Below are 11912 nucleotides of genomic sequence, written 5' to 3' on the forward strand. Positions count from 1 at the left end.
GGGTCACAACCGTTCAGGACCGGAACCAGGGAAGGCACCGGGTCGCGGTCGGGGTCGTGCGGGGGAGATGCCTCAGGGGTTGCCGACCGAACCCCTGAGACGGCCCCGGACTTCTACGGCTCCGGCCCGACCCACCGATCACGCCATCTGGCGCCGAACCAGCTCGTGCAACCGCCCGTGTGTGTCCGCCAGCAGCTGTGCGGGCGGGCCCTGCTGGGCGACCTTGCCGTCCTCCATCACGATCACGCGGTCGGCGTCCAGCACCGTGGACAGACGGTGCGCGATGACGATGCGGGTGGCGTTGAGGGCCTTGGTGCTCTCGATGACCGTGCGCTGCGTCTCGTTGTCGAGGGCGCTGGTCGCCTCGTCGAAGAACAGGATGCGCGGTCGGCGGATCAGCGCCTGGGCGATCATCAGGCGCTGCCGCTGCCCGCCGGAGATCGCGCCGCTGCCCGAGACGATGGTGTGCAGCCCCATCGGCATCCGCTTGATGTCCTCCGCGAGCCCCGCCATCTCGGCCGCCGCCATCGCCTCCTCCGGCGTGTACGGCTCCGTACCGCAGATGACGTCCAGGATCGACCCGGTGAACGGCTGCGCGTGCTGGAGCACGACCCCGCACTGCCGTCGTACGGCCGACTGGTCGAGCGCCGCCAGGTCCTGACCGTCGTACAGCACACTGCCCGAGACCGGCTTGTCGAAGCCGATCAGCAGCCTGAGCAGCGTCGACTTGCCGCAACCGCTGGGGCCGACGATCGCCACGAACTCGCCCGACCGCACGTCGAACGACACGTCGTCGAGGACGAGGGGACCGTCGTCGGAGTACCGGAAGGACAGACGGCGCGCCTCCATCGCACCGGTCAGCGGGCCCGGCCGGGTGCTCGCCGTGCGCACCTCGGGCGTGGCCTCCAGCACCGGCTTGATCTCCTCGAACAGCGGCAGCGCGGCCACCGCCGAGACGAACGCGCCGGTCAGCTGGGTGACCGAGGTCAGCAGCATCGTCACCGAGGTGCTGAAGGTGAGGAACGCCGCCGCCGACATCGATCCGCGCGCCGGACCTGCCAGCAACATGAACATCAGCAGCGTGCACAGGGGCAGATACACCGCACCCAGCACCGTGGTGAGGTTCTTGATCCGCCCCACCCTCTGCTGGAGTTCACGACTGCGCGCGAACCGGTCCGCCCACGCCGCGTACGCGTAGTTCTCGGCCGCCGCGACCCGCAGCTTCGGCAGCCCGCGCAGCGTCTGGAACGCCTGGTTGTTCAGCTTGTTGCTCAACACCACCAGCCGCCGCTGCCAGCGCACCTGCCAGAGCCCGAGCCCCAGGAACACCCCGGCGATGACGACGAGCATGCCGATCGCCGCCAGCGCCATCGGGACGCTGTACCAGAACAGCAGCGACAGGTTCATCGCGCCGACCGTCACCGACTGCGCGACGACCGGACCGACCCCGGCCATCAGACGGCGGATCGAACTGATGCCCATGGCCTGGCTCGCCAGCTCACCGGTCGAGCGCTCGGTGAAGAACTTCGTCGGCAGCCGCAGCAGCCGGTCCCACAGGGCCGGTTGGAGCGTCGCCTCGATGCGGCCCTCCAGGCGCAGGATCGTCAGGTTCTGCAACAGCATGAACGCCGCTGCCACGACACTGCTGATCATCACGGCCAGACAGAACTGCACGATCAGGTCGGTCTGCGCCTTGGGGACGAACTCGCCGAGCACCTTGCCCGTCGCGATCGGCACCAGCGCGCCGATCGCGACCGTCACCAGACCGCTGATCAGGAGGTTCGTCAGATCACCGCCCGTGCCCCGCATGCTGAACCGCAGCAGCCGCAGCGGGCTCAACGCGCGATCGGGCAGCGGGCGGTAGAACATCACCGCACGCGGCTCGAACTCCTCCGCGTTGGCCTTCTCGATCGGCGTCTCACGGCCGGTCGCCGGATGGACGGCGACATAGCCGCCGCGCCGCCACAGCAGCGCCACCGGCGCACCCGACAGTGCCCGGTGACCCACCAGCGGCCCCACGTTGTCCCGCCACCAGGGCCCGTCCAGCCGCACCGCCCGGGTGCGCACGCGCGACGCGATGGCCACGCGCTCGACCGGGTCGAGCCGGTCGCTCTCGGTGCCGCTCTGCGCGGGCTCGGCCAGCGTGATCCCGGCTGCCTGGGCGACCAGCTTGCAGGCCGCGTGGCTGGCGTCCGCGTCGGCGGCCGTCGTGCGCTTGTCGCTGCGCCTGCCGATGGACGCCAGCAGCGTCCGGTCGGCCTGGGCGCGCACCGCCTCGCCGGCCTTGATGCCCTCCGCCGTGCGCGACTCGTGGGTGCGCTCCAGCTGCTCGATCCAGCGGTCCAGCGTGGTCAGCAGGCGGTACTGCTGGTCGACCATGGACTGCCAGACCGCCGGGTCCATCAGCAGATCGGCGGCGGCCTCGGCGCCGTAGAGCGAGCCGTACTGCACGCTGCCCGGCGGCACCTGCATCCAGAAGACGTCGTCGTCGGTGACCTCGGCCGCCCGTTCGGTGGCCATGGGTGCCTGGAAGAGGATGGTGAGGCTGCGGCCGACGCCCAGTGCGAGGGCGTACTCCAGCGGGCTCGTCTGCGGCGGGACGTACTGCGGGTTGCCGTACTCGTCGTAGGACCAGGTCTGTGTGTTCGCGGGCTGGTACAGCTCGCGCAGCCCGATGCGGTGCACGACGCAGTCCCTGAGCGGGCGGGCCACCAGGGTGTGCTGCGGTCCCGGGACCGGGCCGAGCAGCAGTGAGCCCGCCTCCAGCCGGCCGAGGTGATGCCAGTGGCCCTGCTGCCCGGCGTCGACCGCGAACAGGTCGACGGCGCCGGACGCGACCAGCCACAGCACCTGCGGCCCTTCGAGGTCGAGTCGGTTGTGCCCGGCGCAGTCGATCCGTGCGCCCATCTGCCCGAGCGCGTTGAGAACGAGGTCACCCTCGTGGACGGAGGTCATCTCACCGCTCCTTGACCAGTGCCGCGTACGCGCCGCCGCGTGCCACCAGGTCCTCGTGCCGGCCGCGTTCCACGATCGTGCCGTGCTGGAGTACGACGATCTCGTCGCTGTCGCGCACGGTGCTGAGCCGGTGCGCGATCACCACACAGGCACAGCCGCGCTTGCGCAGGTTGTCCATCACGAGCAGCTCGGTCTCGGCGTCCAGGGCGCTCGTCACCTCGTCCAGCACCAGGATGCTCGGCCGCCGCACCAGCGCCCGCGCGATCTCCAGACGCTGGCGCTGACCGCCGGAGAAGTTGCGGCCGTCCTGTTCCACCTTGCTCTGGATGCCGCCAGGGCGGCGCATCACCACGTCGTACATCGCCGCGTCGCGCAGGGCGTCCACCACCGCCTCGTCCGGGATCGACGGGTCCCACAGCGCCACGTTGTCGCGGACGGTGCCCTCGAACAGGAAGACCTCCTGGTCGACGAAGGAGACGGAGGCGGCGAGGGCGCCGCGCGGGATGTCCTCGATGCGCCGGTCGTCGATGCGGATGACGCCCTCCCACGGGGCGTACAGACCCGAGATGAGGCGGGACACCGTGGACTTGCCGCTGCCGGAGCCGCCGACCAGGGCCACCTGCCGGCCGGGGCCGACGGTCAGGTCGAAGCCGGTGAGCAGGGGCTTGTCGAGCGGGCTGTAGCCGAAGGTGATGTTCTGCAGCTCGACGTGGCCGTGCAGCCGGCGGGTCGAATCGCCCGCGCCGGGGCGGCCGTAGAGCGGGTCCGCCTCGAAGTTCTCCACGTCCTTCAGCCGGGCCACGTCGGCGGCGAAGTCCTGGATGCGGCCCGCGACGCCGTTCAGGCGGGTGATCGGGGCGGTGAAGCGGGTGACCAGGGCCTGGAAGGCGACCAGGAGGCCCACGGATATGCCCCCCTCGATCGCACGCATGCCGCCGATCCAGAGGATGAGCGCGCTGTTGAGCGTGGCGAGCGTCGGGGCGACCACGCCCAGCCAGGCGCTCGGAACGCCGAGGCGCTGCTGCTCCTCCAGCGTGGTGGCGTGCTGTCCGGCCCACTTGCGGAAGTAGCCGTCCTCGCCGCCGGTCGCCTTCATCGTCTCGATCAGCTGAAGGCCGGTGTAGGCGGTGTTGGTGAGCCGGGCGCTGTCCGCGCGCAGCTTCGCCGTACGGGTCGCGCGCAGACGGATGACGACGCGCATGGCGACGACGTTCAGGAGGGCGACGCCGATGCCGACGAAGGTGAGCTGGGGGTCGTAGGTGTAGAGGAGGATCGCGTAGAGGACGACGACCACCGCGTCCACGCCCGCCGCCGCGAGGTCACGGGCCAGCGTCTCGGACACCGCGTCGTTCGACTGCAGCCGCTGCACGAGGTCGGCCGGGCTGCGCTGGGAGAAGAAGGTCACCGGCAGCCGCAGCAGATGGCGCAGGAAGCGGGCGCTGGAGAGGGTGGAGGAGATGATCCGGCCGCGCAGCAGGTTCGCCTGTTGCAGCCAGGTCAGCACCACGGTGAGCGCGACACAGGTTCCCATCGAGGCGAACAGCACGCCCAGCAGGGAGGTCTGGCCGCCGATGAGGAACATGTCGATGTACGTGCGGCTCAGTGCGGGCACCGCCGCGCCGACCACCACCAGCAGGAGGCTCGCCAGGACCGCGGCGGGCATCGTGCCCGCGGTGCCGCGCAGCCGGGCCGGCATCGCGCCGAGCACGCCCGGCTTGCGACCGCCCTTGCTGAAGTCCTCGCCGGGCTCCATGACCAGGACGACGCCGGTGAAGCTGCCGTCGAAGTCCTCCATGGGCACGAAACGGCGGCCCTTGGCGGGGTCGTTGATGTAGACGCCCCGGCGGCCGAAGCGGCGGCCCATGCCGTCGTAGACGACGTAGTGGTTGAACTCCCAGAACAGGACGGCCGGCGTCTTCACCTCGGCGAGGGCGGCCGTGTCCATCTGCATGCCCTTGGCCGTCAGGCCGTAGCTGCGGGCGGCCTTCAGGAGGTTGCTGGCGCGCGAGCCGTCGCGGGAGACGCCGCACGCTATGCGCAGTTCCTCCAGCGGGACATGGCGGCCGTAGTGGCCCAGCACCATCGCGAGGGAGGCGGCGCCGCACTCCACGGCCTCCATCTGGAGCACGGTGGGTGTGCGGACGGTCTTCGACCTGCCCTTGGGCACGGGGCGCTTCGGCGGTGCGGCACGGCGCCTGCTGCGGGTCTCCTGTGCGGCGCTCACGGCAGCAGCCAATCGACGGGACGCTCGTCGGCCAGCCGGATCGAGGCGTCGGCCATGGTCATGGAGGTGAGGGAGAACGGCGGCCCGTCCGCGGACGACCACTTGTAGCCGCTCTCGGTGCTCGACTTCTCGTCCAGCTTCACCAGTACGGCGACCGGCCTGCCGTCCTTGGTGAACTGCTCGCCGAGCTGGTTGTCCCCGAGGAACGCGGCGATCTGCTGCGCCGACTGCACGGAGCGGTCCACCGACTTCACATGGCCGCGCAGGACGCCGTACTCCTGGGTGGGCACCGACTGGACGGTGAGGTCCACGGCGGCCTTGTCGGGGATGGACGCCGCGTTCTCGGCGGGGACGTACACCGTCGCGTACAGCGGGTCCTCGGTGTGGGCGACCTTCTCCACGGCGGCGACGTTCGCGCCGGTCTGGATGATCTGCCCGATGGTGGCGGCGAGGCCGGTGACCCGGCCCGCGGCGACCGTGCGGACGACCGTCTCGCCCTCGGCGGTACGGACCTTCAGTACGGGGGAGTTGGCGGGCAGCCGCTGGCCCTGCTTGGCGAGGACCGAGGTGACCTGCCCGGCGACCGGGCTCTGCAGGATGTAGCTGCCCTGCCCGTGGGTGAGGATGGCGGGCGCGCCGACGGTGGAGGCGACCGAGCCGGTCACCGCCCACACGGACGCGGCGGCCATGACGACCACCGTCACGGAGAGGACCAGCCAGCCCTGGGGACGGGCGAAGCGCACCGGAAGGTCGAGCTCCTCCGGTGACTGGAGCTTGGCGAGGGCCTGTTGGCGGAACTGCACGGAACTTTCCCTCACCTGAGGATGAGTGGAGACCGGCGCGCGCGGGCCGGTCGTGATGCGGACGGTGCCCAGCTGTTTTCAGGCACCCAAGAGCCCCGGAGCCGGGGAATGGCTCCGGGACTCAGTGGTATGAAAGGTGCGATCAGAGACCGGCAACCAGGCCCGAGACCGGGGCGGTGTTCAGGCCGGTGACACCCTCCACGGTGCCGACGACCGTGTCGACCAGGCCGGAAACCGGGGCGATGCCGTTGACAGCGTCGAGGGCACCGTTCACGGCGTTGACCTGCAGGCCGCCGGAGACGTTGTCGAGCTCGGCGTCGGAGATCTCGACGGTCGCAACCTGGGGGGTGGAGTTCATGATGGAACTTCCCTTCCTAATGGATATCTCACAAGGGGGAGCGGCCCCCTCTGGGGACAGATGACGGCCGCGACCACAGGCATCCGCCTCCCGTTTCCGGGAGGCGTTCACGACCCCTGCGGTGCGATGGATCAAAGCACGCTGCGGGTACGGGCTTCCAATCAAACTTCGGCCTCACCAGGGCACTTTGATCTCAGCGGCATCGATCCGTGCAGAAGTCGCCACGTCTTGTCGGCGACTTCTTCACATGCGTCACAGCATCGGCTCGGACGAGCTGTTGCATCGCCTCACGGCAGGGTGGTGAAGGTGGCGGCGAATCCGACACTCCGGCCTCAAGGGGGTGACCGCCGGTAGCGCCCCTGTGCAGAACCTCGGCCCCCGGTGACTTCGTTGAGTATTGAATGTGCAGATTCGCTGAAGCATGGATTCCGCTCCACTTTCTCAACCGACCGTTACTGATCGGTAGCGGATCGTGTCGGCTCGGTCAGCCCAGAAGGGCGTACACCGTGCTCGCCCGGGCCGCGATTTCCCCCGACCCCTCGTCGGTCATCGCGATGTCCGCGAACGCCATGCGACGGCCCAGCTTGGTGACGACCGCTTCGATCAGGACATCCGAACCGATCACGGCGCGCTGAAATGACGTCGACTGCTGCACCGTCGTCATCGGCACGTACGACCCGCGCGCCGCCGACACGGCGATCACGGTGGCGGTGTCGGCGGCGGCCATGAGCGCCTGCCCCGACAGGGCGCCGCCCTCCCGGGCCAGCCCGTCCGACCAGGGCATGCGCAGGATCGCGCGGTGGCCCTCCACCGCCTCGACGGACAGGCCCAAGTCGAGGACCCAGGGGGCGAAGTTGGCGGAGAGGATCTTGTCGGCTTCAGCGGTGGTCATCGTCATATGGGGGATTGTTCCCGCCGCCGGACCGACAGGTGCGTTCCTTGGCCGATTCGGTGTTGCGAACGCGACGCGATGAAACGGAATTGAACGCCCCGCGCGGCCCGTGCGTACCAACTGCCAACCAGGCGCCCCGAAAAGCTGCCGCACGAGGCGGCACAGACCCCGTCCCCCAGGAGGTCGAGAAGTTTGAGTCACAAGCGAATTCCGAAGCGCAAGGCCGCGATAGCAGCGGGCAGCGTGGTGGCGCTCGGAGCGGCCGCGATCCTGCTGCCCAACGCCAACGCGTCGCAGGACGCCGCGACGGACAGCGCCGCCGCTCCCAAGACCCTGAAGGCGGCGGACGCCTCGGATCTCGCCTCGCAGCTCGCGGGACTGCTCGGCGACGCCTTCGCCGGTTCGTACTACGACGCCGAGAGCCAGCAGCTCGTCGTCAACGTCATCCCCGGCGACAACAACAACGTGATCGTCCAGGCGAAGCAGGCCGGCGCGAAGGTCCGCGAGGTCGAGAACAGCCTGAACGAGCTCGCGTCCGGCGCGCAGACCCTGAAGTCCGAGGCGACCATCCCGGGCACGGCGTGGTCGGTCGACCCCAGAACGAACAAGATCCTCGTCACCGCCGACAGCACCGTCACCGGCGACAACTGGGACCAGCTGGAGTCGACCGTCGACAGCCTCGGTTCGGGCATGGCGACCATCAAGAAGTCGGCCGGCACCTTCAAGACGTTCCTCTCCGGTGGCGACGCCATCTTCGCCGGCGGCTCACGCTGCTCCGCGGGCTTCAACGTCACCGCGGGCGACGGCACCCCCGCCTTCCTGACCGCCGGTCACTGCACCCTCGGCGGCAACGAGTGGTCGGACACCGAGGGCGGCCAGCCGATCGCCACCGTCGACCAGTCCACCTTCCCCGGCGACGGCGACTTCGCGCTCGTGAAGTACGACGACCCGGCGACCGAGGCGCCGAGCGAGGTCAACGTCGGCGACCAGGCCGTCCCGATCAGCCAGGCGGCGGACGCCGAGGTGGGACTCCAGGTCTTCCGGATGGGCAGCACCACCGGGCTGAACGACGGTCAGGTCCTCGGACTCGACGCCACCGTCAACTACCCGGAGGGCACCGTCACCGGGCTCATCCAGACCGACGTCTGTGCCGAGCCCGGCGACAGCGGCGGCTCCCTGTTCACCCAGGACGGACTGGCGATCGGCCTGACCTCCGGTGGCAGCGGTGACTGCACGGTCGGCGGCGAGACCTTCTTCCAGCCGGTGACCACCGCCCTGGAGGCGGTCGGCGCGACCCTCGGCGGTGACGCCGCGGGCGGCGGCGCGGGTGCCGGTGAAGAGGCCGGCGCGGGCGAGGAAGCGGGTGCCGGTGAAGAGGCCGGCGCTGGTGAAGAGGCCGGTGCCGGTGAGGAAGCCGGTGCGGGCGAGGAGGCCGGTGCCGGTGAAGAGGTCGGCGGCGGCAACGCCGACGGCACGGGCAACGGCCTCGGCGAGATCGTCGGAAACGGCGTCGGGAACTGACGCCCTGACACCGGCGCACGGATCCGAGTGATCCGGACGACAACACGGTCCGGCCCTCCGGCGGGAGGGTCGGACCGCTGTCGTGTCCGCAGCCGTCAGCCGCGCGCCCGCAACAGCAGCAGCGCCACGTCGTCGACCCGTTCGTGCCTGGACGCGCTGTGCTGCACGAGCAGATCGGCGAGTTCGTCCAAGGGCAGCTCCCCGGCCTCGGCGAGCAACTGGCCGAGCTCGGCGAGCGCGTCCTCGATGTCGACGCCGGGGGACTCGATCAGCCCGTCGGTGTAGAGGACGAGCACACAGCCTGGCGTGAGTTCGACCTCCGTCGTCGGATACGTGGGCGAGCCGTCGATGCCCAGCAGCGGGCCGCCCGCGAGGTCGAGCACCCGCACGCGTCCGTCCGGCCGTCGCAGCAGCGGCGGCGGATGCCCGGCACGGGCCATCACCGCCCGCCCGTGTTCCGGATCGAGGCGCAGATACAGACAGCTTGCGAACAGGTCGGAGCCGAGGTCGAGCAGCAGCCGGTTGGTGCTGCGCATGACCTCCTCCGGAGCCTGACCGACGGTCGTGTACGCCCGTACGGCGGTGCGGATCTGGCCCATCAGGCCGGCCGCCGTGACGTTGTGCCCCTGCACGTCCCCGATCACCGCCGCCGTCAACCCGTCCTCCATCGGCACCAGGTCGTAGAAGTCACCGCCGATCTCCATCCCCTGGGTGGCGGGCAGATAGCGCGCGGCCGCTTCGACGCCGGCGAGCGGCGGCAGCGAGTGCGGGAGCAGGGCGGCCTGCAGTCCGTGTGCCAGCTGGTGCTTGACGTCGTAGAGCAGGGCGCGCTCCAGCGCCTGCGCGATGAGCCCGCCGAGGCTGGTCAGGACCGCCCGCTCGTCCGCCGGGAAGGGATGCCGCTCCGAGTAGGCGAGCACGCAGGTGCCCACCGGCCGTCCCGAGGCGATCAGCGGCAGATACGCCCAGGCCGCGAAGCCGTCGGGCGTCGAGGACCGCGTCGGATACAGGCGCTCCAGCTCCTGCTGGGAGTCGAAGAACGCGGGCACGCCGGTGGTCAGCGCGTGTGTGCCCGGTGTCAGCTCGGTCAGCGGCAGACCGTCGAAGCGCTCGACGACCTGCGGATCCGCATAACCGCGGTGACCGAGCACGTGCAGGCGGCCCGCCCGCGATCCCAGGACGACCAGCGCCTGGCTGCCGACGGCCGGGACGATCTCGTCGGCGACCAGCTGCACCACGTCCTGCACACTCGCCGCCTCGGTGAGCGCGCCGGCCAGGCTCAGCACCTGGGAGATGGTCACCAGCCGGCCCGGCGGGTCGTCCTGCCGCGGCCCACTGCTGCCCATCTCCGCCACCGCGCGGGCCCGGCTGATCCGCACGCTCAGACCGGTCGTGCTCGGATACATGCGGAACGACAGCCAGTCGCCGGGCGGGCGCAGCGCCAGGAAGGACGTGGTGTGCTGGCTCATCAGCGCGGCCCGGTAGCGGTCCTCGTACACCGGGTCGTTGAGCCACGGCACCGATGCCCACAGCTGGTTGCCGAGCAGCCGGTTGACCGGGACGCCGATCAGCTCGGCCGCCGCGGGGTTGGCGAAGCTGACCCGGCCGTGCAGATCGAGCGAGCACAGGCCGTACGGCAGCCGCGACACCATGCGTGCCGCCTCCACCGTGCCGAGCGTGCCGGCGGCGCCGCTGAACGCCGGCCCGGCGACCAGATCGGGCTCCGGCAGCGGCGGAAGGCTCTCCTCCAGGGCGCGTTCCAGCCGCACCGCGAGCCGTCGGCAGGCGGCGGTGAGATGGTCGCGCTCCCGCTCCGACAGTTCCGGGGGGTGCGCGCCGGGCCAGGTCACGAAGATCGCGCCATAGGCGGTGGTCTCGGTGGCCACGGGCAGCGCGGCCAGCGCGAAGGGATACGGCAGGACGACGGCGATCCGCGGATAGCGGGCCGCCATGTCCTCCTCGCCCTTGACCCAGACGAGCCGCCGCTCACGCACGGCCTCCGCGACCGGGATCGGCGCGCTCAGCCCGACCCGTTCCCAGGGCGCCGCGAACGCCCGGGGCAGGCCGGCCATCACCGCCATCTCCAGCACGGGCTCGTCGGCCGCCAGCAGGTACACCGCACCGGAGTGCGCGTGCACCTCGTCCATCATCGAGGCAAGCGCCAGCGACAGGAGGGGCCGGCCGACCCGGGTCCGCGCGGCGGCCGGCGCCTGGGCGGACGTCTGCCCGTCGGACACGCCGACCACCTCCTCCGCAGGGCCGCGCGACGGCTCTCAGGGCTTAAATCTCCCTCCTCGCGGCCCGCCGCGCACGGCGAGCGGCATCGAGCACCGCCGGACCGCCCGGCACAGCAAGGGCGGCGCTTACCCCCTGGGCGTCAGCCCATGCCCCCACAGTCGATGCGCGACCCCGGCGTACGGGCGCCTCGCGTGCGCCCCCGCGCACCCTGATGGCCGGATCTTCGCGCCCGCAGACGGTCATGGACGCCAACAATGGGGCACGCGCTCAACACCATGAGAGCGACGAACGACGGGGTGGAGGGGCGGCAGTGATTCGGGTCCTTGTGGTGCATGACGCGTGTCTGGTGCGATCGGTGCTGGCGGAGTGGCTGCGCCGAGATCCGGGCCTGGAGGTGTACGACGCCCCTTGGCGCAGCGCGCCCGCGCGCGTGCGTTCCGTCCGACCGGACGTGTGCGCGGTGGACCTGGACTGCACGGATACGTACGGCATACCCCCGCTAGCCGAGCTGCGATTACGGGACGCGGGCCGGACGCCGCCGCACCTGCTGGTGCTGGCGAGCGCTCACCGGCCGGGGCTGCTGAAGCGGGCCCTGGAGGCGGGGGCGCTCGGGTACGTCGACAAGGAGGGCTCGCCGGACCGGCTGGTGCGCGGCATCCGGCGCGTCGCCGAGGGGGAACGTTTCGTCGACGATTCGCTGGGCTTTGCTTTCCTCAAGGCCGCCGAAATGCCGCTGACCCGGCGTGAGCTCAGCGTGCTGTCCCTCGCGGCGGAGGGGGCCTCCGTCGCGGAGATCGCCGGGAGCCTGCACCTGTCCCACGGGACGGTGCGCAACTACATGGCGGCCATCACCCGCAAGACCGGGGCCCGCAACCGCATCGACGCGATCCGGATCTCCCAGGGCGAGGGCTGGCTCTGACC

The 11912-nt window shown here is 70.9% G+C and carries 8 protein-coding genes; 2 read left to right on the forward strand and 6 right to left on the reverse strand.

Annotated elements, in window-relative coordinates:
- Window positions 1–138: 138 nt before the first annotated feature.
- The 5 genes from AB5J55_RS39230 to AB5J55_RS39250 all read right to left on the reverse strand — a co-directional run bounded on the left by AB5J55_RS39230 (window position 139) and on the right by AB5J55_RS39250 (window position 7238).
- Window positions 139–2955, reverse strand: coding sequence for an NHLP bacteriocin export ABC transporter permease/ATPase subunit (locus tag AB5J55_RS39230; protein ID WP_369275199.1), 2817 nt, complete (start codon window positions 2953–2955; stop codon window positions 139–141).
- Between the two features lies 1 nt (window position 2956).
- Complete coding sequence (locus AB5J55_RS39235) at window positions 2957–5179, reverse strand: NHLP family bacteriocin export ABC transporter peptidase/permease/ATPase subunit (protein ID WP_369275200.1); 2223 nt, start codon at window positions 5177–5179, stop codon at window positions 2957–2959.
- Entirely contained in the window at window positions 5176–5982 is an 807-nt protein-coding gene (locus AB5J55_RS39240; RefSeq protein ID WP_369275201.1) for an HlyD family efflux transporter periplasmic adaptor subunit, read from the reverse strand. Before AB5J55_RS39240 ends, AB5J55_RS39235 begins: the two co-directional genes overlap by 4 nt.
- A gap of 142 nt (window positions 5983–6124) precedes the next feature.
- Window positions 6125–6340 (reverse strand): hypothetical protein, encoded by a 216-nt coding sequence (locus AB5J55_RS39245; RefSeq protein WP_030052098.1) that lies wholly within the window; start codon window positions 6338–6340, stop codon window positions 6125–6127.
- A 484-nt stretch (window positions 6341–6824) separates the two neighbouring features.
- On the reverse strand, window positions 6825–7238 hold the full coding sequence (locus AB5J55_RS39250) for a PaaI family thioesterase (RefSeq protein WP_369275202.1): 414 nt from the start codon (window positions 7236–7238) through the stop codon (window positions 6825–6827).
- Window positions 7239–7424: 186 nt separating this feature from the next.
- On the opposite strand from AB5J55_RS39250, the gene AB5J55_RS39255 reads away from it, so the two are divergent.
- Window positions 7425–8753, forward strand: coding sequence for a S1 family peptidase (locus AB5J55_RS39255; RefSeq protein ID WP_369275203.1), 1329 nt, complete (start codon window positions 7425–7427; stop codon window positions 8751–8753).
- A 95-nt stretch (window positions 8754–8848) separates the two neighbouring features.
- On the opposite strand, the gene AB5J55_RS39260 is transcribed toward AB5J55_RS39255, so the two are convergent.
- Window positions 8849–10999 carry a SpoIIE family protein phosphatase gene (locus tag AB5J55_RS39260; RefSeq protein WP_369275204.1) on the reverse strand — a complete coding sequence of 717 codons (2151 nt, stop codon included), beginning with the start codon at window positions 10997–10999 and terminating at the stop codon, window positions 8849–8851.
- Between the two features lie 302 nt (window positions 11000–11301).
- Here AB5J55_RS39260 and AB5J55_RS39265 point away from each other — a divergent pair, with 302 nt between their 5' ends.
- On the forward strand, window positions 11302–11910 hold the full coding sequence (locus AB5J55_RS39265; protein WP_369275205.1) for a LuxR C-terminal-related transcriptional regulator: 609 nt from the start codon (window positions 11302–11304) through the stop codon (window positions 11908–11910).
- Window positions 11911–11912: the final 2 nt, after the last annotated feature.

It is taken from the genome of Streptomyces sp. R11 (assembly GCF_041051905.1).
Taxonomy (GTDB): domain Bacteria; phylum Actinomycetota; class Actinomycetes; order Streptomycetales; family Streptomycetaceae; genus Streptomyces.